Origin of the sequence: Massilia aquatica (assembly GCF_011682045.1) — a bacterium.
GTDB lineage: Bacteria > Pseudomonadota > Gammaproteobacteria > Burkholderiales > Burkholderiaceae_D > Telluria_A > Telluria_A aquatica.
Genome location: NZ_VVIW01000003.1, coordinates 473,444 through 494,801, shown reverse-complemented (window position 1 = coordinate 494,801; position 21,358 = coordinate 473,444). Strand labels below are relative to the sequence as shown.

Annotated in this window: 25 protein-coding genes; 8 read left to right on the top strand and 17 right to left on the bottom strand. The window is 65.3% G+C overall.

Annotation, left to right across the window (positions count from 1 at the left end; translation table 11 throughout):
• Positions 1–363 precede the first annotated feature (363 nt).
• Together F1609_RS08340 and F1609_RS08335 are read right to left on the bottom strand one after the other, a co-directional pair.
• Entirely contained in the window at positions 364–1,869 is a 1,506-nt protein-coding gene (locus F1609_RS08340; protein ID WP_167076004.1) for a dipeptidase, read from the bottom strand.
• 70 nt (positions 1,870–1,939) lie between these two features.
• Positions 1,940–2,227 carry a DUF378 domain-containing protein gene (locus tag F1609_RS08335; protein ID WP_167076003.1) on the bottom strand — a complete coding sequence of 96 codons (288 nt, stop codon included), beginning with the start codon at positions 2,225–2,227 and terminating at the stop codon, positions 1,940–1,942.
• 149 nt (positions 2,228–2,376) lie between these two features.
• Between F1609_RS08335 and F1609_RS08330 the strand changes: the two genes are divergently transcribed.
• Positions 2,377–3,234: a pirin family protein gene (locus F1609_RS08330; RefSeq protein WP_167076002.1), complete on the top strand. Its 858-nt coding sequence runs from the start codon at positions 2,377–2,379 to the stop codon at positions 3,232–3,234.
• 37 nt (positions 3,235–3,271) lie between these two features.
• On the opposite strand, the gene F1609_RS08325 is transcribed toward F1609_RS08330, so the two are convergent.
• Positions 3,272–3,775, bottom strand: a complete 504-nt coding sequence (locus tag F1609_RS08325) for an Lrp/AsnC ligand binding domain-containing protein (protein ID WP_167076001.1) — start codon at positions 3,773–3,775, stop codon at positions 3,272–3,274.
• 103 nt (positions 3,776–3,878) lie between these two features.
• Here F1609_RS08325 and F1609_RS08320 point away from each other — a divergent pair, with 103 nt between their 5' ends.
• Together F1609_RS08320 and F1609_RS08315 are read left to right on the top strand one after the other, a co-directional pair.
• Positions 3,879–5,168 carry a D-amino acid dehydrogenase gene (locus F1609_RS08320; protein ID WP_167076000.1) on the top strand — a complete coding sequence of 430 codons (1,290 nt, stop codon included), beginning with the start codon at positions 3,879–3,881 and terminating at the stop codon, positions 5,166–5,168.
• 358 nt (positions 5,169–5,526) lie between these two features.
• Positions 5,527–6,189 (top strand): CCXG family PEP-CTERM protein, encoded by a 663-nt coding sequence (locus F1609_RS08315; protein WP_167075999.1) that lies wholly within the window; start codon positions 5,527–5,529, stop codon positions 6,187–6,189.
• Between the two features lie 20 nt (positions 6,190–6,209).
• Here F1609_RS08315 and F1609_RS08310 read toward each other — a convergent pair whose 3' ends face one another.
• On the bottom strand, positions 6,210–8,474 hold the full coding sequence (locus F1609_RS08310; protein ID WP_229421721.1) for an NHL repeat-containing protein: 2,265 nt from the start codon (positions 8,472–8,474) through the stop codon (positions 6,210–6,212).
• A gap of 102 nt (positions 8,475–8,576) precedes the next feature.
• Here F1609_RS08310 and F1609_RS08305 point away from each other — a divergent pair, with 102 nt between their 5' ends.
• Positions 8,577–9,515: an SMP-30/gluconolactonase/LRE family protein gene (locus tag F1609_RS08305; protein WP_196785416.1), complete on the top strand. Its 939-nt coding sequence runs from the start codon at positions 8,577–8,579 to the stop codon at positions 9,513–9,515.
• 17 nt (positions 9,516–9,532) lie between these two features.
• Here the strand turns inward: F1609_RS08305 and F1609_RS08300 are convergent, their stop codons facing one another.
• The 3 genes from F1609_RS08300 to F1609_RS08290 all read right to left on the bottom strand — a co-directional run bounded on the left by F1609_RS08300 (position 9,533) and on the right by F1609_RS08290 (position 11,392).
• Positions 9,533–10,168, bottom strand: a complete 636-nt coding sequence (locus F1609_RS08300) for a lysozyme family protein (protein ID WP_229421719.1) — start codon at positions 10,166–10,168, stop codon at positions 9,533–9,535.
• A gap of 8 nt (positions 10,169–10,176) precedes the next feature.
• The gene (locus F1609_RS08295) at positions 10,177–10,710 is read right to left on the bottom strand and encodes a PAAR domain-containing protein (protein WP_167075997.1); all 534 of its coding nucleotides are present in this window, start codon (positions 10,708–10,710) and stop codon (positions 10,177–10,179) included.
• 226 nt (positions 10,711–10,936) lie between these two features.
• The gene (locus F1609_RS08290) at positions 10,937–11,392 is read right to left on the bottom strand and encodes a winged helix-turn-helix transcriptional regulator (RefSeq protein ID WP_167075996.1); all 456 of its coding nucleotides are present in this window, start codon (positions 11,390–11,392) and stop codon (positions 10,937–10,939) included.
• Between the two features lie 100 nt (positions 11,393–11,492).
• Between F1609_RS08290 and F1609_RS08285 the strand changes: the two genes are divergently transcribed.
• The gene (locus tag F1609_RS08285) at positions 11,493–12,692 is read left to right on the top strand and encodes an MFS transporter (RefSeq protein ID WP_187362952.1); all 1,200 of its coding nucleotides are present in this window, start codon (positions 11,493–11,495) and stop codon (positions 12,690–12,692) included.
• Between the two features lie 11 nt (positions 12,693–12,703).
• On the opposite strand, the gene F1609_RS08280 is transcribed toward F1609_RS08285, so the two are convergent.
• The 7 genes from F1609_RS08280 to F1609_RS08250 form a co-directional block, all read right to left on the bottom strand.
• Positions 12,704–13,171: a hypothetical protein gene (locus F1609_RS08280; protein ID WP_167075994.1), complete on the bottom strand. Its 468-nt coding sequence runs from the start codon at positions 13,169–13,171 to the stop codon at positions 12,704–12,706.
• Positions 13,172–13,351: 180 nt separating this feature from the next.
• Positions 13,352–14,116, bottom strand: coding sequence for an OBAP family protein (locus F1609_RS08275; RefSeq protein WP_229421717.1), 765 nt, complete (start codon positions 14,114–14,116; stop codon positions 13,352–13,354).
• Between the two features lie 133 nt (positions 14,117–14,249).
• Positions 14,250–14,573 (bottom strand): hypothetical protein, encoded by a 324-nt coding sequence (locus F1609_RS08270; RefSeq protein ID WP_167075993.1) that lies wholly within the window; start codon positions 14,571–14,573, stop codon positions 14,250–14,252.
• An 8-nt stretch (positions 14,574–14,581) separates the two neighbouring features.
• Positions 14,582–15,190 carry a hypothetical protein gene (locus F1609_RS08265; protein ID WP_167075992.1) on the bottom strand — a complete coding sequence of 203 codons (609 nt, stop codon included), beginning with the start codon at positions 15,188–15,190 and terminating at the stop codon, positions 14,582–14,584.
• A 1-nt stretch (position 15,191) separates the two neighbouring features.
• On the bottom strand, positions 15,192–16,031 hold the full coding sequence (locus F1609_RS08260) for an OmpA family protein (RefSeq protein ID WP_167075991.1): 840 nt from the start codon (positions 16,029–16,031) through the stop codon (positions 15,192–15,194).
• Positions 16,032–16,041: 10 nt separating this feature from the next.
• Positions 16,042–16,272, bottom strand: a complete 231-nt coding sequence (locus F1609_RS34060) for a hypothetical protein (protein ID WP_187362951.1) — start codon at positions 16,270–16,272, stop codon at positions 16,042–16,044.
• 144 nt (positions 16,273–16,416) lie between these two features.
• Positions 16,417–17,454 (bottom strand): OmpA family protein, encoded by a 1,038-nt coding sequence (locus F1609_RS08250; protein ID WP_167075990.1) that lies wholly within the window; start codon positions 17,452–17,454, stop codon positions 16,417–16,419.
• Between the two features lie 234 nt (positions 17,455–17,688).
• Here F1609_RS08250 and F1609_RS08245 point away from each other — a divergent pair, with 234 nt between their 5' ends.
• On the top strand, positions 17,689–18,057 hold the full coding sequence (locus tag F1609_RS08245) for a hypothetical protein (protein WP_167075989.1): 369 nt from the start codon (positions 17,689–17,691) through the stop codon (positions 18,055–18,057).
• A gap of 12 nt (positions 18,058–18,069) precedes the next feature.
• Here F1609_RS08245 and F1609_RS08240 read toward each other — a convergent pair whose 3' ends face one another.
• Together F1609_RS08240 and F1609_RS08235 are read right to left on the bottom strand one after the other, a co-directional pair.
• Positions 18,070–18,561 (bottom strand): hypothetical protein, encoded by a 492-nt coding sequence (locus tag F1609_RS08240; protein WP_167075988.1) that lies wholly within the window; start codon positions 18,559–18,561, stop codon positions 18,070–18,072.
• 30 nt (positions 18,562–18,591) lie between these two features.
• Positions 18,592–18,864, bottom strand: coding sequence for a hypothetical protein (locus F1609_RS08235; protein WP_167075987.1), 273 nt, complete (start codon positions 18,862–18,864; stop codon positions 18,592–18,594).
• A gap of 144 nt (positions 18,865–19,008) precedes the next feature.
• Here F1609_RS08235 and F1609_RS08230 point away from each other — a divergent pair, with 144 nt between their 5' ends.
• Together F1609_RS08230 and F1609_RS08225 are read left to right on the top strand one after the other, a co-directional pair.
• The gene (locus tag F1609_RS08230; RefSeq protein WP_167075986.1) at positions 19,009–19,470 is read left to right on the top strand and encodes a cupin domain-containing protein; all 462 of its coding nucleotides are present in this window, start codon (positions 19,009–19,011) and stop codon (positions 19,468–19,470) included.
• 164 nt (positions 19,471–19,634) lie between these two features.
• Entirely contained in the window at positions 19,635–20,765 is a 1,131-nt protein-coding gene (locus F1609_RS08225) for an acyltransferase family protein (RefSeq protein WP_167075985.1), read from the top strand.
• 3 nt (positions 20,766–20,768) lie between these two features.
• On the opposite strand, the gene F1609_RS08220 is transcribed toward F1609_RS08225, so the two are convergent.
• Positions 20,769–21,254: a VOC family protein gene (locus F1609_RS08220; protein WP_167075984.1), complete on the bottom strand. Its 486-nt coding sequence runs from the start codon at positions 21,252–21,254 to the stop codon at positions 20,769–20,771.
• Between the last annotated feature and the right edge of the window lie 104 nt (positions 21,255–21,358).

Sequence of the window (21,358 nt, the reverse complement as noted above, 5' to 3'; positions counted from 1 at the left end):
GCTGGTCCTTTTCAGGCTGCGCGTGGGCGGCGCCATGCCGCAAAAACGCCGTCGATCGCGGACAGGGAATGGATGCTAGCACGCCAATTTTGCGTATTTTCACGCGTAGGCGAGGCAAGATTTCTAGAGGAAAATGGCTTGTAACCGGCTGTATTTCAGCCGCGCCAAAGCGGTGTTACGCGCCAGAGGGAGACGTCGCCGGACTGACGATTGAGCGGAGAAACTGGTTACATTAAGTAGGCTGTCACCTACATCACGGATCGGTGTTTTTACGGGTGCGATCGAACCGGACACGGGGAGATGCGCGGCCGGCGAGGCGCGGCGGCGCATGCGCGTCGCCTCGCGCCGCGCCGGCGCGCGTGTCTATTTTGCGAGCTCGACCATGACGGCCGTGTACATCTGCAGGTTCAGCATCAATTGCTTGACGGTGATGAACTCGTGCTCCGAGTGGCCCGAGTACACCGTGCCCGGCATGGCCGGACCGAAGCTGACCGCGTTCGGAAACAGGCGCGAATTGGTGCCGCCGCCGATCGAGACCGGACGCGGATTCTTGATCCCGGTGTAGTAGGAAAACACCGACAGCAAGGTCGGCACCTGCGGCGCGCTTTTCTGCAGCCACGGTTCGGTGATCTCCACCTTCACATCGGCCAGCGCGACGCGCTGCGCCTGCCACTGCGCCAGCGCCGCGTTCACCTCGCGCGTGAGCTGTTCGGTGGTCTTGCCTTGCGGGCGGCGCAGATTCACATGCAGCGAGATGCCGGCCTCGCCCTGCTTGATGACGGTCGGCGCCACCGTCAGCGGGCCCATGAATTTATCGCGGTAAGCGATGGCGCCGAACTTGTCGCCATACATGCTGGTCCCGATCAGGTCGTTGAGAAAATTGACCATGGCGCCGGCCGTGCTGTTCGGCCACGCCTGCACGCTGAGCGCATCGGCCAGCATGCTGATGGCGTTGACGCCGTCTTCCGGCTTGGACGAGTGCGCCGCCAGTCCCTGCGCCTTGACCAGCAACTGCTGGCCCTGGCGGGTGAAGGTGTAGCGCATGCCGCCCTGGGCGGTGGCGCGCTGGCGGATGCGCGCTTCGAGCTCGGGCGTGACGTTGTCGATGGTGGCGCTGGCGTCTTCCGGAATCTGGCTGCCGAAAAAGCCGCCGCCGAAGGCGCTCAGCGAGGCCGTGTCCGGCGCGGCGGACGGCTGTGCGGGCACCGTCACGCTGATGGTGCCGTAGCCCTTCTCGGCCGTCACCACCGGATACTCGGCGTCGAGGGTGATATTCACCTGGGGCGCCTGGTGCGTCTTGAGAAACTCGGTCAGCGGCCCCCAGTCCGATTCCTCGGCCATGTAGATATACAGTTCCAGCCGTTTCGACAGCGCCAGCTTGCTGTCCTTGATCGCCTTCATCGCGTACATGGCGGTCGCGATCGGCCCCTTGTCGTCCTCGGTGCCGCGCCCGATCAGGCGCCCGGCCTCGCTGGTCTTGTCCAGCTCGAACGGCGACTTTTTCCACTTGGACGGATCGACCGGCTGGATATCGCCATGCGTGATGATGCCGACCCGCTCAGTGCCGCTGCCCAGGCCGATCACCATCACATAGCCGTGGTCGGTGTAATCGAGTCCGAGCCGCTCGGCCTCGGCCTTGAGGTACTGCTTGAAACCGAGATGCTGCGCATTGCGCTCGAACGGCACCGCCTTGTCGGCCACCGTATTGAAACTGACCATCTTGCCCAGGCTGTTGATCAGCTCGGTGCGATAGGTCGCCGCCGCATGGGCGGCCGCGCGCAAGGCCGCATCCCCCGGTGGCGGGGGAGCGGCGCTGGCGGCGCTGCCCAGGCAGCACAGCAGGCTGGCGATGACGAACGAATGACGCATGGTGACAATCCCGGACGTGGTGTTTGATGAACGTCAAAGTCTATCACCGCCAGCCGTGCGGCGCAGCGGTCTAGCGGCTGCGCGCGGCCATCTTGCTCAGCAAGTAAATACCATACAGCGCCGCGATGCCAACCACCGTATATACCAGGCGCGACCAGGTGGTGCCATCGCCGAACAGCGCGGCCACCAGGTCGACATGAAGGGCCCCGACCAGACCCCAGTTGATGCCGCCGATAATCATCAGCACCATCGCGACCCAGTCGAGGGCCGAAAAGTGCGTTGCGTGCAAGATGCTGCCGGCGTTGCGCCGTTCTGGAATGTGGCGGCGTTCGTTTGCAGGTGCGTTCATTGTTGCCATTATTGCCTCCTTGTGGTGTCCACCAGAGCGGTGGCGTCCCTCTAGGACAGCAAACCGGGGCATAAAGTTTTCGCAATCGTGCAGGCCGACGCACGCGCCGCGCTTCGGGTATCGTAACGGACGACACCACCCATCCAAGGAGTTCGCCCATGAGCGAAAAGAGCATCAAGCGCCTGCACCCCGCGCAGCGCGACGACATTGGCGACCTGTTGACCCAGCGCCCGCTGCCCGGCCCGTACGCCGAGCAGATCGACCCGTTCCTGTTCCTCAATCACCATGGTCCGCAGCACTACCCGCCCGGCAACCGCGGCTTGCCGTTCGGACCGCATCCGCACCGCGGCTTCGAAACCGTGACGTTCATTATCGACGGCAGCCTGATGCACAAAGATAGCGCCGGCCACGAAAGCGTCATCGGCGCCGGCGGCGTGCAATGGATGACGGCCGGCAGCGGCATCGTGCATGCCGAAGTCTCGCCGCCGGCCTTTCGCGAGCAGGGCGGCCAGCTCGAAATCCTGCAACTGTGGATCAACCTGCCGGGACGCCTGAAGATGACGGCGCCGGCCTATGCCGGGCTGCAGCAAAGCGATATTCCGACCGTGCAGCTCGATGGCGGCAAGGCCGACCTGCACCTGATCGCCGGCGAATGGGACGGTCACACAGGCCCGGTGCAGTCGCTCACCGGTGTGTTCATGAGCACCGTGGCGATGCGCGCCGGCGCCCAGTTGCACGTACCCGACCTGCGCGCGCGCAATGTGTTCCTGTACGTGGTGCGCGGCACCGTGGAGGTGAATGGCGACCGCGCCGACGCCTTCCACCTGGCCGAACTGAGCGACGAAGGCGTCGCGCTCACGATCACCGCCGAGACCGATGCGCTGCTGATCTTCGGCCACGCCACGCCGATCAACGAGCCGGTGGTGTCGCACGGACCGTTCGTGATGAACACGAAGGAAGAAATCCAGGTTGCCATTGCCGACTTCGAGGCGGGGCGCTTCCAGGCCTTGCGTTAAGTTAAGTTAAGTTCAGTTCGGTTCAGTGAAGGCCGCATCAAGCCTGCGAGAGGAGCGCCTCGGTCGACAGCACCAGGGTCTCCTTGATCTCCTCCATCACCACATAGCTCTTCGACTGGGCCGCGCCCGGCAGCTGCAGCAGCATGTCGCCGAGCAGCTTGCGGTACTCCGCCATCTCGTGGATGCGCGCCTTGATCAGGTAATCGAAGTCGCCCGACACCAGATGGCATTCCTGCACCTCGGGAATGCGCAGCACCTCGCGCCGGAACTGTTCAAAAGCCGAGGCCGACTTCTGGTTCAGGGTAATTTCCACAAACACCAGCAACTTTGCGCCCAGCGCGGCCGGATCGACGCGCGCGTAATAGCCGCTGATGACGCCGTCGCGCTCCATGCGCTTGACGCGCTCGATGCAGGGCGTCACCGACAAACCGACCCGCTCGCCCAGGTCCTTCATCGAAATGCGGCCTTCGAGTTGCAGGATGCGCAGGATGTGGCGGTCCAGCTTGTCGAGACTGCGGGTCGATTCTTTAACGATGCGCATGAAATTCCACTAAATAAGTGCAGTTATACGTGAACAAGGACTGGTTGAAACCCAATAATATAGCGGAAATTCTTGCATCCACATTTATTCTTCCGGAGAGACCATGCGTGTCGTCATTTTGGGCAGCGGCGTTATCGGCGTGACCACGGCTTACTACCTGGCCAAAGCCGGCCACGACGTCACCGTGCTCGACCGCCAGCCCGGTCCCGCGCTGGAAACCAGCTTCGCCAACGCCGGCCAGATTTCGCCCGGCTACGCCTCGCCCTGGGCCGCGCCCGGGATTCCCCTGAAAGCGGTGAAATGGATGCTGCAGCGCCACGCGCCGCTCTCGATCACGCCCGACGGCACCACCTTCCAGCTCAAATGGATGTGGGACATGCTGCGCAACTGCACCGCCGACCGTTACGCGGTGAACAAGGAACGCATGGTGCGCCTGGCCGAGTACAGCCGCGACTGCTTCAAGACCCTGCGCGAAGAAGCCGGCATCAGCTACGAAAGCCGGCAGCGCGGCACCATGCAGCTGTTCCGCACCGAACAACAGTTCGCCAGCGCCGAAAAAGACATCAAGGTACTGCAGGATTCCGGCGTGCCCTACGAACTGCTCACGCGCGACCAGCTTGGCAATGCCGAGCCGGCGCTGGCCCTGGTCAAGGACAAGCTGGTCGGCGCGCTGCGCCTGCCCAATGACGAGACCGGCGACTGCCAGCTGTTCACCACGCGCCTGGCCGCCATGGCCGAAGCGCTGGGCGTGCGCTTTCGCTACAACGTCGCCATCGACCGCCTGGCGCTCAGCGGCAATGCGATTGCCGGCGTGCACTGCGGCGATGAACTGGTGCAAGCCGACGCCTACGTGGTTGCGCTCGGTGCGCACTCCACCGCCCTGCTCAAGTCCATCGTCGACATTCCCGTGTACCCGATGAAAGGTTACTCGATCACCGTACCGATCACCGACGCCAGCAAGGCGCCGGTCTCGACCATTCTGGACGAAAGCTACAAGATTGCCGTGACCCGTTTCGACGACCGCATCCGCGTTGGCGGCATGGCCGAGATTGCCGGCTTCGACCAGCGTCTCAATCCACGCCGCCGCGCCACGCTCGAGATGGTTGTCAACGACCTGTTCCCGGGCGCCGGCGACAGCGCGCGCGCCTCGTTCTGGACCGGGCTGCGTCCCATGACGCCGGACGGCACCCCGATCGTCGGCCGCACCGCGCTGGGCAACCTGTTCCTCAACACCGGCCACGGCACTTTGGGCTGGACCATGTCATGCGGCTCGGCGCAGATGCTGGCCGACCTGATGTCGGCCAAGCGTCCGGCGATCCGCTTCGACGACCTCTCGGCCGGGCGCTACCACGGCCGCGGCAGCGACACCCGCCTCGACCTCGCCAACGCCTGACGTCCAAAACTCCTACCCCCGCCCCAAAACCGCCTACAACCGGGGTCAGAGCTTTAATTAGCAACGTTTTTGTTGCTAATGAAAGCTCTGACCCCGGTTGTCGTCATTTTGACGACGGGGTAGGAACTGGATGTTGTAAAAGGCGGACAGCGCTGAGGAATAAAGTTGGCGCATGTGAATTCATGTTACTCTTTGGCTACTGTTCGTGCATCCGATAACCATCCGCTGCACCGTGATTCAGCGCCAGCACCCAGACTGACCGTCCATCGCACGCCTTGGACGCTCGTGCGGAGCGAAACCTTCTTTCATCCCGACCGCGCCGCCGTTGCGCGCGCACGGTCCTCGTCCAGGAAAATATATGAAAAAGAATCTCTCATGGGTCTTGGCTACCGCGACCCTCGCCGTCGCCGGTAGCGTCTGCGCCAGCACGATCACGATCGAATCGGCTTCCGCCACGCCATCGGGCATGCTGTCGGACGCCGGCGCCTACCAGAGCGCCGTCAACGCGTCGCTGCAGGGCACAAGCTACACCAGGACCAGCGTCGAGTCGTATAACAACATCACCCACGCCAGCCTGTTCGGCGGCAACAGTAACTTTGCCCTGAAGTCAACCATCAACTTCGGCGTGACGCAAGCGGCCGCCGGCCTGTGGCAGTTCCGCGCAGGCGTCGATTTCGGCCATGGCGGCGCGCTGTTCCTCAACGATGTGGCGCTGGACGTCAAAAGCCACGATATGTGGTGGGCCGGCCAGTACAACAATACGTCGCAGTATTTCAACGCGGCAGTCAACCTGGGCGCGGGCAACCACACCCTGACCATCTACGGCTTCGAGGGCTGCTGCGATGGCGGCCAGCAGGCGCAGTTCATGGCGCCCGCCGGCACCTTCACCAGCTTCAGCAATACGGACAAGCTGGTCAGCGCCGTGCCGGAACCGGAAACCTATGCCATGTTCCTCACTGGCATGGGCATGCTGGGCTTGCTGGCGCGCCGCCGCAAGCGTGCGGCCCCCATCCAGGCCTGACGCAAGGCGGGGCCCTCCCCTTATTCCACCGTGATCGGCAGCTCGCGTCCGCTCAACGCTTCGTTGCCGGCATAGTCGGCCGCGAAGATGCGGATCACGTAGTCGCCCGGCGCCAGCGCGGCCGGGTCCCAGCCACCGCTTTTCGCCACGCCGTCGCGCACGGTGTTGGTCACCACGTACAGGAAGCGCGTCGTCGCGCTGCCATACACGGTGATGCCGCTGTTGTCGGCATACGCCAGCTTGACGCTTTCCGGGTCCGGCGGCAGCTTGTTGAATTCGATGTTGACCAGCGGCTTGCCGAAGCCCGCCACCGGCGTGCCGTCCGCCTGCAAGACCTGGTAACCCACCTTGTACAAACCGAGCTTGCGGCGCGCGGCGTTGCCGTCGGCCTGGTCGTAGGCGTCGACCACGATGCCCAGCGGCCCGGCGCCACGCGCCACCACCACGCGCTTGCCCGGCTTGCGCGCCAGCGCAGTGCCGGCCGCGTCCACCAGCTGGATCTTGTCGATGCGCGGCGCCACCTGGTCGCTGAAACCGGTGAACGGCAGCACCATCGGATTGGCTTCCACCCCGCCCGGCTGGTACACCAGGTGCACGTGGTACATGCGGTTGACCGTGCCCAGCGCGTCGCCGACGTGGAAACGCGTGCCGCGCCGCACGCGCATGCGCGCCGGCTTGCCTTTCTCGTTATCGAGCATGATGAAGCGCGCCGGGTCGAGCGGCGCGTCCTTCCCCGTACGCCCGACCCGCATGTGGATGTAGGCCATGCTGTCGATGCTCATGCCTTCGCCCACTTCCCCGAATGCCCAGTTGGACACGGGGCTGCTGACCTTTTCGTCGGCCACCGCCAGCACCGGCACGCCCATGTCGGCCTGCACGTCGAGGCCGCTGTGGAAGTGGTGGCGGCTTTCGCCGTTGTAGCTGCCGCGCACTTCGCCGATGGTGCCAACCACTTCGTGGCGCTGGTGCTGCGGCTTGAACGGCCACGGAAAATTCCCGCTCGCAGCCGCCTGGGACGCGGGCACAGGAACCGGCAAGGTAGCCGAGGCGGTAGCCGGCGCGGCAGCCGTGGCGGCAACCGGCACAGCGCCGATTTCACCGGCCGGCGCGGCAGCCGTGGCGACCGGCGCCGCCCTGGGCGCCAGCACCGCGCTGGCGCCGTCGCCGCGCGGCGCGACCCGGTGCACGGTGCGCCTGACCGCGTCGCTCACATACAGCCCGCCGGCGCGGTCGATGGCGATCGCGCTGGGCCGGCTCAAGCGCACCGCCTGGGCGTCGCCGACCTCGATATCGACCCCGATTCCGGTCAGGCCCTGCAACACGCCGTCGGGACTGAGCTGCAGGATGCGCCCGCGCCAGATGTCGCCCACGTACAGAAAGCCGTCATGCGTGAGCGCCAGCGCGACCGGGCGCCGCAGCAGCGGTTTTTCGGCGCCTTCGGGCGCAATCGCCACAGTGCTGACCTGGCCGTCCGGCGCCAGTTTGCGCACCGCGCCGTTGCTGGTGTCGGCCACGTACAGGTTGCCTTTGGCATCGACCACGACCGAGGTCGGCGTGTCGAACAGCGCGGCCCCTGCCGGACCGTCCACGTAGCCGGGCGTGCTGCCGGCGATGGTGCGCACCATGCCGTCGGTCCCGATGGCGCGGATGCGGTCGTTGTAGGTGTCGGCTACGTACACCACGCCGGCCTGATCGACCGCCACGCCAACCGGCCCGTTGAACATGGCGAGGTCGGCCTTGCCGTCCAGGTAGCCCGGCACGCCGCCGCCAGCCAAGGTGCTGACCACGCCTTGCGGGGTCACTTTGCGAATCGCGTTGTTGCCGGTGTCGGCCACATACAGGTTGCCGGCGGCGTCGATGGCCATGCCGGACGGCGTGTGGAACGCGGCGGCGCCGCCGTTGCCGTCGGCAAAGCCTTCCTTGCCGCCGGCCAGGGTCGAGACCACGCCCTCGGGCGTGATTCTGCGGATGCGGTTGTTGTCGCCGGCGTCGGCCACGAACAGGTTGCCGTCGCGGTCGATCACCATGCCGAAGGGGTCGGAAAAACGCGCCTGCGCCGCGCGGCCGTCGGCAAAGCCGGCGCTGCCGTTGCCGGCCACGCTGCCGATGCTGACCGGCCAGCCCAGCACGGTCGGGCGCGGTTTGATGCCGACCATGGCCGCCACCCTGTCCACTGACGGCTGGGCGCCGCTGTGCAGGGCGTACCACACGCCGCCCGCGGCGCAGACGCCGATGGCGCCGATGACTGCCGCGATCAGCAGCGGTTTCGTGTATTGTCGGTTCAAACTTGTCACCTGGCTCAGCATTATCAAAACACGAAGCTTACCTCATCATCAAGTACACTGGTGGCGGCCGGATGACCGGCAATTTCCCCGAACGGAGTTTGCATGATGACCTCGACCCGGCTGGCGTGCGCGCTGGCCTTTGCCGCCTGCCAGGCGGGACCCGCAGTGGCCGCCGGCGCGCCGCCGGCCACCCTGGAACGCTTGCACGTGGCCAGCGCCCTGACCGCGCCCAAGTCGTTTACCGCGGGCGTGGAAGGCCCGGCCGTGGATGCGGCCGGGAATGTGTACGCGGTCAATTTTGGGCGCCAGCAAACCATCGGCAAGGTCAAGCCGGACGGCGCGGCCGAGGTGTTCGCGACCCTGCCCGGCACCAGCATTGCCAACGGCATCCGCTTCGGACCCGACGGCGCGATGTACGTGGCCGATTACGTCGAACACACGATTTACCGCATCGATCCGGCCAGCGGCGCCATCGCCATCCATGCGCGCGAGGCCGCCATGAGCCAGCCGAACGACCTGGCCATCACGGCCGCCGGGGTCATCTATGCGAGCGACCCGGACTGGAAGAAGAACACCGGGCGCGTGTGGCGCATCGAGCGCGACGGTAAAGTGACGCTTGCGGCCGACCAGCTCGGGACCGCCAACGGCATCGACGTCAGCCCGGACGGGCGCACCCTGTACGTCAACGAGAGCGTGCAGCGCGTGGTCTGGGCATTCACCATCGCGCCCGACGGCACGCTCGGCGGCAAGCGCCGCATCGCCAGCTTTACCGATCACGGACTGGACGGGATGCGGGTCGATGTCGACGGCAACCTGTACGTCACGCGCATCGGCAAGGGCACGGTGGTCAAGCTGTCGCCGGACGGGAAAACCCTGGCCGAAATCGCCCTGCCCGGCAAGAAGCCGAGCAATATCAGCTTCGGCGGCCCGGACGGGCGCACCGCGTATGTGACCGAGGTGGAGAATGGACAGTTGCTGCAATTCCGGGTGGCGCGTCCGGGGCTGGAATGGCAGCAACGCCAGGGCGGCGCAGTAAAATAGGCCAGCCGCCCGCCGCCCTAGCGGCGCGGTGGCGTCAACCCGTGTTCCGGCGGCGCCTGGACGGTGCCGCCGCATTCGCCATACTTTTGCACGAAACTCTGGTAGGCCACGTCGGGCACCGCAAAGCGCGCCTGGCTGGACGGCGTCTTGGGCAGCCCCGGCCAGATGGCGGCTGCCGCGGCAAGGCTGGCATCGATATCGCCGGCCTGGATTTTTCCCAGCACGCCCAGTTCGCGCAGCACGTCGACCGCGATCAGTTCCTGCGTCTCCGCGCAAAAGTCGGTGAGGTCCATGCGCGCGCCGACCTCTTGCCATACTTCGCGCGTGATGCGGTACAGGCCGGCTGCGGTACAGGTGCCGTTGTGGCCCGGACCGGGATGGGTGGAAAAATCGGTGAAGCGCCACGGATCGTTGCGCCGGCCGCGAATGGCGCCGTCGAGAAAGTCAACGCCGCCGCCCAGGCAGTGGCACATCGCGCGCAGGAACGCCCGGATGTTGGGCTGCGTGAGGTAGACCCGGTTTTCTTCAAGCCGGCAGGCTTTTTCCAGGCGGATGCGCACTGTCTTGGCTTCGGCCTCCTCGGCCGGCGTGGTGCTCAGGCGCGCGCGGTGGTGCAGGACGGCGCCGGACGGCGAAATGAGGGTGGCGCCCATGCCGCTTCCTAGACGAACAATTCGACCGATTCGGCCATGGCCGTGGTCGACAGCAGGTGGGTGTAGCCGTTGCGGTCGGAGGTGCCGAATTCGAGCTGGCCGCTGGCGCGCACCACCGCATATTCCTTGTGCACCAGCGGATCGCCCGTTTCTTCGTCGAGCAGCACGAAGCGCTCGTTGAAGCTCGGTCCGCACGGGGCGTGACGCGCGGCGCGCGCTGGCCGGCTGTCGCTGTCGGACAGGGCGCGCCCGGTATCCTTGAGCACCTGGCTGCGCATCATCTGCACCGGCAGCAGCTTGGGCGAGGGCGAGCAGCGGCAGCTGCACAGATCGTTTTCGAGCGCGACGTGCTTGCCGTTGGACATTTCGGGGATACGCGGGCCGACGCACATGATGCGCCCGGTCGCCTTGCATGCGGGACAAGCGACCAGGTCGCCCTCGAGTGCGACGGGCACGCCGTTGATGCAGCCGCTGCCGCTGGCAGAGACCACCTTTCCGCCGGCGCTGGTGGTGGCGCCCAGGGTGATGGTGTAGCGCCTCATTGCGCCAGGCTCCACAGGGCGGATTGGCGGCGGGCTGCGGCGGGAACGACGGGATGGGAGGTCGGTTTCATGGCTCTTCCTTTGCGACGGTATCAACAAGCTGGCGCTGGCGGCGCCGGGGCGCCTGACATATGCCAAGGTTACTTTTCGAGGCTGTTGCGGGCTTGATATCGCTCAATCAAACCATTGCTAGCTAGCAGCCTGAACAGGGTGACAGCACCTCCTGTCAGGGGATGTCCGCCAGCTTGTTGACGAGCGTGTCGGCGCTCGCCAGCAGGCGGCCGTCGGCGGCGCGCGGCAGCAAAGGCGCCAGGGGCTGTCCGCCTTGCCTGTCGACCAGCTGCGAGTGCGCTTCGCCCTCGGCGAACAGTTGCCGTTCGCCCCACTGGCGCAGCGCCACGATGACAGGAAACAGGCTCTCGCCTTTGGCGGTGAGGACGTATTCCTGGTAGGCCGTGCCGTCGGCCGCCGGCTGCACCGCCAGCACGCCCTGCTCGACCAGCAGGCGCAGGCGGTCGGCCAGGATGTTGCGCGCCACCCCGAGGCGGCGCTGGAAGTCGCCGAAGCGGCGCGCGCCGTCGAAGGCGTCGCGCACCACCAGCAGGCACCAGCGCTCGCCGATCGCATCGAGCGAGCGCGCCACCGGGCAGGCGTCGCCTTTCATGCTTTTACGTTTGGCCATCGTTGCGGATTCCCTTCTTTCAGTTAACTGGTTGCATTTTAAAACCAGACTCTCTACACTTCAAGCAGTTTTAATTTGAAACTAGTTTAGGATAACGATGATGGAAACCTTTTCCGGCGCCGCTGCGGCGCCGCGCGTGCCGCCCCGGCTGGTCGCGCTGTTTGCCTGTGGCAGCGGCCTGAGCGTCGCCAATGTGTACTACGCCCAGCCCCTGCTCGGTTCGCTCGCGGCCGACTTCGCGATCAGCCCGGCGGCCGTCGGCGGCGTGATCACGGCCACCCAGGCCGGCAGCATCCTGGCCTTGCTGCTGCTGGTGCCGCTCGGTGACCGGCTCGACCGGCGCCGCCTGATGCTGGTGCAGGCGCTCCTGCTGGCGCTGGCGCTGGGGTGCGTGGCGCTGGCGCGCCAGACGCCGCTGCTGCTGGCCGGCATGCTGGCGGTCGGCCTGCTCGGCACCGCCATGACGCAGGGCTTGATCGCCAGCGCCGCCAGCGCCGCCGATGCCACCGAGCACGGGCGCGTGGTCGGTGCGGCGCAAGGCGGCGTCGTCATCGGCCTGCTGCTGGCGCGCGTGCTGGCCGGACTGGTGGCCGACGCGGCCGGCTGGCGCTGGGTGTACGTGCTGTCGGCGGCCGCCATGCTGGCGCTGGCGGCGCTGCTGTGGACGGCCCTGCCGGCGCAGGCGCGCGCGCGATCCGACCTGTCGTACGGAGATCTGCTGCTGTCGATGCTTCACTTGCTGCGGCGGGAACGGATGCTGCAGATCCGGGGCGTGATCGCCATGCTGATGTTTGCGGCGTTCAGCATGTTCTGGAGCGCGCTGGTGCTGCCGCTGAGCGCGGCGCCGCATGCGCTGTCGCACACCGCCATCGGCGCCTTCGGCCTGGTGGGCGTGGCCGGGGCGCTGGCGGCCGGCAAGGCGGGCGGCTGGGCCGACCGCGGCCTGGGACAGCGCGCCACCGGCATCGCGCTGGGACTGCTGGTGCTGGCCTGGCTGCCGCTCGGCATGCTGCATCGCTCGCTCTGGCTGCTGGGGCTGGGCATCGTGCTGCTCGATATCGGCGCGCAGGCGATCCAGGTACTCAACCAGAGCATGATTTTCCGCAGCCGCCCGGACGCGCACAGCCGCCTGGTGGGTTGCTACATGCTGTTCTACGCGGTCGGCAGCGGCGCCGGTGCGCTGGCGGCCACCGCCATGTATGCGGCCGCCGGCTGGAGCGGCGTGTGCTGGCTCGGGGCCGGGGTGAGTGCGCTGGCCGCGCTGTTCTGGGCGCTCAGCTTGCGCTGGACGCCGGCCTGAGTGGCCGCTTGCTACTGGCCCGGCGGGCGCGTGGTGCCGGCCGTGCCTCGGGTACCGGTGTCGGTGCTGTTGGCCCCGGCTGCGCCGTCGCTGCCGGTCATCGAGGTCGTGCCAGTCGACCCGGTCATGCCTGTACCGGCCGTGCCTGTACCGGCCGTGCCTGTTCCGGTGACGCCCGTCGCCCCACCGCTATCGCCGGTGGCGGTGCTGCCGGCCGCCCCGCTGGTGCCGGTTGCGCTGTTGCCGCCAGTGACGCCGGGCGTGGTCGCAGCGCCGCTGTCATTGCCTGCCGTGGTCGAGGTCGCCGTGCCGCCGGTCGCGCCCGTGGTGGTGTTGCCAGCCCCGCTACCAGCCACGTTGGCCGATGGCGCAGCGTCGCTGCCGGCGCCCGGGCCGGCCCCATCGTTCTTGCACGCCGCCAGCGACATTGCTGCCAGCAAGATACACGCTACATTCTTTACCAGAGGAAGTTTGTTCATGTCGCAGCTCCTTTGCATGATGCGGTGGATAAAAGCGGCGCGCGTTTTTCACGAGGCGCGCAGCCAGTGAGACGTATCGTAGCGCCCTGCCCCACCCGAGCCCATCGGCCTACTTGCCCAATGCATGTAGGAGATGTCCGGCCCCCACCCGCCGCGCATACGGCCTGCGGCGCGGCGCGGCTATTTGTTGGTCACGCCGGGGATGTCGCGCGTGGGGCGGGCGAACTTGCCCTTGAGGTCGTCCACGCCCGATTGCGGCCGGGCCATGTTGCTCAGGTCGGCACGGTCCTTGCGCGTTGCGGCGGTGTCGAGCTTCATGCGGCGGTCGCGCTGTTCGACCAGACCGGGCTGCGCTTCGCCGTCGCGGCTGAAGGACCAGGCCAGCATCGGTGGGCCCATCGGCAATCTGTCGTTGGGCTGGCCCATGTGGCCGGTGTTCCAGACGTGCCAGGTTTTCCCGTAGCTGTTCATCTTGGTTTTCATAAGGGCTTTTTCGGCCACCTTGGGGATGCCGGGCGCCATCAGCTGGCCGCTGAGGATTTCGCCGTTGTGCGGATGCCAGAATTTCTTTTCTTCGGCGGGCAAGGTCTCGAACAGGGTCTCGGAAATAATGTACTCGACGCCGTGCATATTGGCTTTTCTGGTGTTGCTGTCGAATAGCACGCACTGGGCGAAATCTTCGTTCATCTGGTGGCAGTAGTGGTGCGCTTCCATCTGGTGCTCGGGATGGTCCTTCATGGGATGAAAGCCGACCAGGTAGATATCGAAACCGGCCACCGGGCTGTTGCTTTGTAAGAGTTTGGCGCCGGCTTCGAGGGCGCGCGTCTTGGGCGCCTTGTCAGCGCCGGGCGGCGCTTGCGGCGGGGCGACTTTTTCTTGCGCCCAGGCCGGCGATAGCGACAGCAGCAGCGCTGCCATCGTCATGGAAAGATGCGTACGTATCATGAAACAGCTCCCGAAAAGTGCGACGGCGCGGACCATCCGGCGCCGTCGGTTCACCGATACGGTAGCCCAGCGGCGCACTTTGCGCCACGCGTTACGGGCGTGACACAGTTGATGCCTGAGATACTGTGCAGCGCTAGCAAGCCAGGACGCCAGCCTCCACCTTGTCGCCTGGCAGCAGCGCAAACGACAAGTCCTGTCTGGGGCAGATGGTCATGCCCTCGCGAAGGATGTGGACATCCACCGGGTAAAACTGCGGGTCGCTTGCCGGGTTGTGATAGCGGAAGTACTTGGGCGAGTCGGGCTCCGCAACGACGCGGATATTCCGGGTAGTTTCAAGCTCTTGCAGCAGTTCCCCCAGGGTGGCGCCGGCAAGCACGATGCCCGGCTGCGCCACCGCTTGCATCAGGTCTAACGAGATGATGAATTGCGGAAAATCATGCGAAAAAAAGGTCGGCATATAGTGGTTCAGGATTTGAGAGGCGAGGCGCCGCCGAGCACGCAGGCCTCCAGTTTTTCTTCGTCGAGGTAGCCTTCCGGCGTCAAGACCGCATCAATGAGCACCTGGCCGACGTTGCGGCCGCGCACGGCATGGATGAAGCGGCCCTGCACGCCGCCGTGGGCCACAATCTCGTTCATCAGCGACAGCACGGTGGGACAGACGATCTTGCCGCGCACGTCGACCTGCGCGCCATGCTCCGAGAGAAAGTCGGCATGCAGGTCGCCGCCGACGAACAGGCTGTAATCGTTGAGGGTGTTCAGGCACAGCGTTTTTGCCTGCAGCTCGCCGCCGATGACGACATCGATATTCATCCGCCCCAGGTGCTGGCAGACGACGTTGCCGGAAACGACCAGCAGGCCGGTGTCGTACGCGTAGTCGATCTTGCGCACGGTCAGGTTGCCGTCGATGACCGTGACCGGCGCGACCATCAGCGTATCGGTCTCCAGGTCGCCCTGGTGGAAGTGCACCGGTTCTTCATCGAAGGCAGCGGCGTCGTTAAAAAACGCCCGCTCGCACAGGAGCGGGCTCTGGCGGCTGGCCCAGTCCTCGAAGGCGTCGTAAGAAATAAGCTGCATCTTATCCCTTGACCACCTTGACCAGCTCGACACGGCGGTTCTTCGCGCGCGACTCGTCGCTGTTGTTGTCGGTGAGCGGCTTTTCCGAGCCGTGCCCGGCGGCGACGAGGCGCGCGCCGTCGATGCCGTCGCCAACCAGCGCTTGCACCACCGCCTGCGCGCGCTCGCGCGACAAGGCCTTGTTGCGGGCCGGGTCGCCGACGTTGTCGGTGTGGCCTTCGACCGACAGGTGCAGCGCGGTCTGCTTCTTCATCAGCGCGGCGATTTCGTCGACCGCCGGCTTGCCGTCCGGGCGAATGGCAGCCTTGTCGGTGTCGAAATTGATGTACAGCGCAATGTGGCCCTTGCTCTCGAGCTCAGACTGCATGGCGGCGGCGGTCACCATTTTCACCGACGATCCGGTTTGCTTTTCTTCGATGGCATGCATGCGCACACTGCTGTCGCTGACCATCAGCACCAGCCATTTGCGACCGGTCGGGGTCGGCAGGAAATAGGTTTCGTAGCTGTAGCTCGCACCCGGGTAGTCCAGTTTCTTGCGCAGCTCATAGCCTTTGCCGTCATTGGCCTTGTCGAACGCATCCTCGTCGGGATTGACGGTATTGACCTTGACCCCGCCCAGCTCCTGGGCCGCCTTGGAATAATCGCGCTGGGCCTGGAACCGCGAAATCTTGGCGTCCGACAAATCGAACACCGACTTGCGGAAACGCCCTTCGATGGTGTGCACCTTGTTGCCAACCAAAACGTGCAACTGGTCGAAGTCCGATTCTTCGGTGCGCTGGCGCTTCTCGGGCACGGTGTCCGGATAATCGATGAACGGGAACGGCGGCAGCGGCTTGGCCATGATCGCGATTTTATCGAGGTCGGCGATGGCATCGGCGGCGGCGGGCGTCGGGGCCGCCGCCGCTGGCGCTGGCGGCGGCGGGCGTCGGGGCCGCCGCCGCTGGCGCTGGCGGCGCCACCGCGACCGGCGCGCTGGCCACCGGTGCTTCGGCCGGGGCGGGCGGCGTTTTCGGTTTGCACGCGGCAAGGGCAAGGGCCAGCGAGATCGACAGGCAAAGGGCAGCGTTACGTTGTTTGGTCATGGCAGTGATCTGAAATAAGAATGAGTTCGGCCTGGCGCTGCAGGATCAGGTACGACGATTACATAAAAACAAGTTCATCATCGCATGTGGATGATGTATCTCAACCGGTAATCGCGGCGGCGTTTTACCGGTTCAGGCTTGCGCTCAGCCTTTGACGACCTTGACCAGCTCGACGCGGCGGTTCTTCGCGCGGCCTTCTTCGCTGGCGTTGTCGGTGAGCGGTTTATCGGACCCGTGCCCGGCGGCGCTCAGGCGCGAGCCGTCGATGCCGTCGCCCACCAGGGCCTGCACCACCGCCTGCGCCCGCTCGCGCGACAAGGCCAGGTTGCGGGCCTTGTCGCCGACATTGTCGGTGTGCCCTTCGATCGACAGGCGCAGCGCCGTTTCCTTCTTCATCAGCGCGGCGATTTCATCGACCGCCGGCTTGCCGTCCGGGCGGATGGCGGCCTTGTCGGTATCGAAGTTGATGTACAGCGCGACATGGCCTTTGGTGTCGAGTTCCGATTTCATGACGGCGGCGGTGACCATCCTGACCACCGAGGCGGTTTGTTTTTCTTCGATGGAGGTGATGCGCGCCCGTTCTTGGCTGACCATGATCAGCATCCATTTGCGCCCACCCGGGGTGGGGAAATAGTAGCTCTCGTAGCTGTAATTTTCTCCGGAATAATTCAGCTTCTCGCGCATGGCGTCGTTGTAGGTGCCGCTGACCTTCTGGAACGCGTCATCCTTCGGCATGCTGGCGTTTACCTTGACGCCGCCCATGTCGGTGGCCGCCCTGGCGTAATCGCGCTGGGCCTGGAAGCGCGAAATGCCGGCGTCGGCCAGTTCGAAGCCAATCGTCCGGAAGCGTCCTTCGACGGCCACGATCTTGTTACCCACAATCACGTGCAGCTGGTCGAAATCGGAGGCCTTGGTGGTCTGCTTCTCCTTGACGATATTCTCCGGATAATCGACAAACGGGAACGGCGGCATCGGCTTGTCAATGACGGCGAGCTTGTCGAGATCGACATCGGCGGGATCGCCGGCGGCGACCGGCGGCGGCGTTGCGGGCGCGGGAGCCGCTACGGACGGCGGCGCCGGGGCCGGGGCGCTGACTACCGGTGCCGGCGGCGGCACAGCTTCTTTCGGCTTGCATCCGGCGATGGCAAAGGCGAGCGGGAGCGACAAGCAAAGGAGGTTCATGTGTTTATTCATGGCGGGCAGTCGAAATAGAGAAGGATCGGCCTGACGATGCAGGGGGGAATTGCAACAATTTCATAAAAGCAAGCCAATCATACACGTGCGTTGATGCGCCGCAATCGGTAATCACGCCGGTGTTTTACCGTTTCGGCCGGCGCCGTGGCCGGGTGGCAGGGTTCTGCGCGGCGCCGTGCCGATGGTATGATGTCGGCCCGCTCCCACTCTCACATGGCAAACATGGATCTGTACAAAGTTCTCGAAGAAGCCCGTCCGATGCTCGATGCGGTGCTGCCCCAGACCGGCCTGCAGGCGCCGGGCGAGCCGCTCGACCTGGAGGCGCTGCGGGTGCCGTTCAGCCAGTGGGTGCAAGCGCAGGTGGTCGAGCCCGGGGACCTGGGCTTTTTCGTCGGGCTGGTCGGCGCCTTCATCTCGCAGTATCTGGTCGATGTCGCCGATGCCTCGGTGATGGTCGACGGCGAGCGGATCAGCGTCTGCATGCCGCTGCAAGCCGGCCTGGAACGCCGCTTCGATCCGTATGCGGCCGCGTCAAGCCTGATCATGAAAAAAGGCAGCGTGGCCGATTTCCTGGTTAACGTGAGCGCCTGAACCGGGCCGGCCTTATTCCGGGGATCTTGGGCCGTTGAAACTGGGCTCTTCATACTTGCCGGTGGCGGGGTTGTACACGATGCCCCAAAAGAAATTGCCGCCGTCGCAGATCAGCACTGGCTTGTTGAACAGCGTCCAGGCTTCCCAGCCGTAGTCGTCCTGCGGGTAGACATTCGCGTAAATCAGGCGCTCGCCGTTGCGCGTAAAGCCAATGTACTGGCGCTGGAATTGCTGGAATTTGCGCGGCGCCCGCAAGCCACGGGCATCACGGTCGCGCATCAAGGCCCACAGGCGTAATTCGAGATCGAAAATCTGCTGGCCGGTCGGCAGCCAATACGGTTCTCCCCCTTGCGGGGCCTCGCGCGAACACTGCTTGAAGGTGTCGGCAGCCCACCACAGGCTGACGGTGGAGGTGCCGGTGGGCAGCCAGACATACGGCAAGGCCAGCGCCCCGCCGGCGCCGATCGCAAGAATCAGGACAGCGGCCAGGATGGGGCGCTTCATGGCTGGCGCTTGCACAAGCGCCAGCCCGGATCAGCGCGCGGGAAAGTCAAGGACGGCATGCGGATTTTCCATGTAGGTGTTGAGAAACTCAGCCAGGCTGGCGGCCACGCGAATCGGTGGGCGGGCGTCGAAACCATCGGCCCACGCCTCGGATACCATGTCATCGATACATTTGAGGCGCAAGCCGTAGCAGTCCATGCAATAGTCCGAAAACAGGACCCCTGCATCGGCTGGCAGGTCATTATCAGCGACGATCTCGTCAAGTGACCACAGGCGCCAATAGTCGCGGTCCATCGCTTGCATGGGCGACAGAGTCTAACAGAACACGGGCTGCAAGCTTGCCGCCGCCTGCCCCACCGGGCGTAGAATCAAGCCCTGCGCGCGCCGCATCGCGCCCGCTGTCGAGGATGATCCACCGTTTCATCACTGATTAAAAGGAGTACCCGCATGACTGCGCTCACGCCGGATGGCTTCATCAAGGAGGAAGGCAGCGCCGAGGGACAGGCCGGGCCGAACCTGGCGCTCTGGATTTCGGAGGCTGGCGGATTGACGCAGTTCGGCGCCTTCGTGGAGGTGCTGCAACCGGGCACGCGTTTATCCATCAAGCACTGGCACAGCGCCGAGGATGAAATGGTGTACGTGCTGGAAGGCCAGGTGACCCTGGTCGAAGGCGAGGCCGAAACCCTCCTCCAGCCGGGCGACGCGGCGACCTTTCGCGCGGGCGTTGCGGTGGGCCATTGTTTGTGGAACCGCAGCGCCGCGCCCACCCGCTGCCTGGTGGTCGGCACCCGGGCTGCGCTCGACACGATCACCTATCCCGACCACGACCGGGTGTGCCAGCGCGACCGCGCGCTGCCCGACGATATCTGGACGAGCGCCGCGGGAAACCCCGCCGCCAGCCCCTATTGACGGCACGCCGGACGGGCGCCGCGTAACATCCGGTAACTCATCCATGCGCCATATTCCGACCGCATACGCTATGATGGCAAATTGTTATCATCAACCGTCGCACATGGATGGTTGGTATCGGCCGTTGCGCAAGGTGCGCGGTCGCGCTATTGGAAGAGGTTTGGATGGCTGTCGTTGTAGAAAAAGTACCGGGGGCCAAGACAACTGCCCCGCCGCAGTTTGGACTCATCAATCTGTTAAAAGTCATCGCGGCGCAATTGATCGTGCTGCATCACCTGGCCTTTTACGGCCCCATGGCCGACTATGCGCGGCCCCTGATGCCCGACGTGATCGATTGGCTCGGTTCCTTCGCGCGCATCGCGGTGCAAGTCTTCCTGGTGATCGGTGGCTTTCTCGTCGCCAAATCCCTGTTCCCGCAAGGCCAGCCCGGCGCGATCAATCCGCTGGGAACCGTGTGGCGGCGCTATGCCAAGCTGGTGCCGCCGTTTATGGTGGCGATGCTGTGCGCGGTTGCCGCCTCGGCCCTGGCCAACCGCTGGATGACGCATGACTCCATCTCCGCCCCGCCCGATTTCATGCAGCTGGCCGCGCATGCGCTGCTGCTGCAGGGCGTGCTCGGCTACGACTCCCTGTCGGCGGGGGCGTGGTATGTGGCCATCGATTTCCAGTTGTACGCCGTGGCAGCCTTGCTGGTCTGGCTGTGCGGACGCTTTTCCGGCAGCGCGCTACGGCGCTGGCTGATGCCTGCCGTGGTGGTGATCGGGGTCAGCACGTCCTTGCTGTACTTCAACCGCGATCCCGACTGGGACGAATGGGCGCCGTACTTCTTTGGCAGCTACGGACTGGGCATCATGGCGTGGCTGGCGAGCGATCCGAAACGGCGGCCGCGCGCAGTCGCACTGCTGGTGGCGATGATCCTGGTGCCGACCCTGGCCGCGCTGGTGCTCGACTTCCGCCTGCGCATTGCGGTGGCGCTGGTGGTGACGTGCATCCTGTTCCTGTTCGGCCGCGCGCGCATTGCATCGACCTCATACTGGGGCATGTCGGCCGTCAATCGCCTGGCGCAGATTTCCTATTCGGTATTCCTGATCCACTTCCCGGTCTGCCTGCTGGTCAATGCGGCGTTTGCCCGCTTCGTGCCGCCCGCGCCGCATTACCAGGCGCTGGGCATGCTGGCGGCGTGGGCGGCAAGCCTGCTGGCGGGCGCGCTGTTTTACCGCTGCGTCGAAGTTCCCCTGGGCCGCATGTTGCAGTCGGCCAAGACGTCGCCTTCGCCGCGCACCGCCTTCGTTTAAGCGTCAATTGTGGCCGAGCGCGGCCCGTTCGATGGTGGCGATATCGATTTTTTTCATCGTCATCATCGCATCGAACGCGCGCTTGGCGGCGGCCGGATCGGGGCCAAATACGGCGGCGGTGAGCGCGCGCGGTGCGATCTGCCAGGACAATCCCCAGCGGTCCTTGCACCAGCCGCATTCGCTTTCCTGGCCGCCATTGCCGACGATGGCGTTCCACAGGCGGTCGGTTTCTTCCTGGTCGTCGGTGGCGATCATGAACGAGAAGGATTCGTTGTGCTTGAAATGCGGGCCGCCGTTCAGCCCGAGGCAGGCGATGCCGGCCACGGTGAATTCGACCGTGAGGACGTCGCCTTGTTTGCCATCCGGATAGTCGCCCGGTGCGCGGTGCACAGCCTGGACTGCGCTGTCGGGGAATGTTTCTGCGTAAAAGTTTGCGGCGTCGACAGCGTCGCCGTCGTACCACAGGCAGATCGTGTTCTTGCTGGTCATTGCGTGCCCTCCCGAAAGTTGAACACCGGCAGCGATTGCTGCGAGACGAACGACGCCGCCAGAGCGCGCATCGGTCGCTTGGTGAGACTAAAACGCGGGCCGGG

Coding starts and splice junctions, on each gene's coding strand:
- F1609_RS08250 (WP_167075990.1), bottom strand. CDS start 17,454: ATGAACCTCCTTTGCTTGTCGCTCCCGCTCGCCTTTGCCATCGCCGGA.
- F1609_RS08295 (WP_167075997.1), bottom strand. CDS start 10,710: ATGAGGCGCTACACCATCACCCTGGGCGCCACCACCAGCGCCGGCGGA.
- F1609_RS08305 (WP_196785416.1), top strand. CDS start 8,577: ATGATGACCTCGACCCGGCTGGCGTGCGCGCTGGCCTTTGCCGCCTGC.
- F1609_RS08340 (WP_167076004.1), bottom strand. CDS start 1,869: ATGCGTCATTCGTTCGTCATCGCCAGCCTGCTGTGCTGCCTGGGCAGC.
- F1609_RS08335 (WP_167076003.1), bottom strand. CDS start 2,227: ATGGCAACAATGAACGCACCTGCAAACGAACGCCGCCACATTCCAGAA.
- F1609_RS08260 (WP_167075991.1), bottom strand. CDS start 16,031: ATGGCCAAGCCGCTGCCGCCGTTCCCGTTCATCGATTATCCGGACACC.
- F1609_RS08275 (WP_229421717.1), bottom strand. CDS start 14,116: ATGATACGTACGCATCTTTCCATGACGATGGCAGCGCTGCTGCTGTCG.
- F1609_RS08290 (WP_167075996.1), bottom strand. CDS start 11,392: ATGGCCAAACGTAAAAGCATGAAAGGCGACGCCTGCCCGGTGGCGCGC.
- F1609_RS08330 (WP_167076002.1), top strand. CDS start 2,377: ATGAGCGAAAAGAGCATCAAGCGCCTGCACCCCGCGCAGCGCGACGAC.
- F1609_RS08280 (WP_167075994.1), bottom strand. CDS start 13,171: ATGAACAAACTTCCTCTGGTAAAGAATGTAGCGTGTATCTTGCTGGCA.
- F1609_RS08315 (WP_167075999.1), top strand. CDS start 5,527: ATGAAAAAGAATCTCTCATGGGTCTTGGCTACCGCGACCCTCGCCGTC.
- F1609_RS34060 (WP_187362951.1), bottom strand. CDS start 16,272: ATGACCAAACAACGTAACGCTGCCCTTTGCCTGTCGATCTCGCTGGCC.
- F1609_RS08300 (WP_229421719.1), bottom strand. CDS start 10,168: ATGGGCGCCACCCTCATTTCGCCGTCCGGCGCCGTCCTGCACCACCGC.
- F1609_RS08245 (WP_167075989.1), top strand. CDS start 17,689: ATGGATCTGTACAAAGTTCTCGAAGAAGCCCGTCCGATGCTCGATGCG.
- F1609_RS08265 (WP_167075992.1), bottom strand. CDS start 15,190: ATGCAGCTTATTTCTTACGACGCCTTCGAGGACTGGGCCAGCCGCCAG.
- F1609_RS08225 (WP_167075985.1), top strand. CDS start 19,635: ATGGCTGTCGTTGTAGAAAAAGTACCGGGGGCCAAGACAACTGCCCCG.
- F1609_RS08320 (WP_167076000.1), top strand. CDS start 3,879: ATGCGTGTCGTCATTTTGGGCAGCGGCGTTATCGGCGTGACCACGGCT.
- F1609_RS08325 (WP_167076001.1), bottom strand. CDS start 3,775: ATGCGCATCGTTAAAGAATCGACCCGCAGTCTCGACAAGCTGGACCGC.
- F1609_RS08240 (WP_167075988.1), bottom strand. CDS start 18,561: ATGAAGCGCCCCATCCTGGCCGCTGTCCTGATTCTTGCGATCGGCGCC.
- F1609_RS08220 (WP_167075984.1), bottom strand. CDS start 21,254: ATGACCAGCAAGAACACGATCTGCCTGTGGTACGACGGCGACGCTGTC.
- F1609_RS08285 (WP_187362952.1), top strand. CDS start 11,493: ATGGAAACCTTTTCCGGCGCCGCTGCGGCGCCGCGCGTGCCGCCCCGG.
- F1609_RS08230 (WP_167075986.1), top strand. CDS start 19,009: ATGACTGCGCTCACGCCGGATGGCTTCATCAAGGAGGAAGGCAGCGCC.
- F1609_RS08270 (WP_167075993.1), bottom strand. CDS start 14,573: ATGCCGACCTTTTTTTCGCATGATTTTCCGCAATTCATCATCTCGTTA.
- F1609_RS08235 (WP_167075987.1), bottom strand. CDS start 18,864: ATGCAAGCGATGGACCGCGACTATTGGCGCCTGTGGTCACTTGACGAG.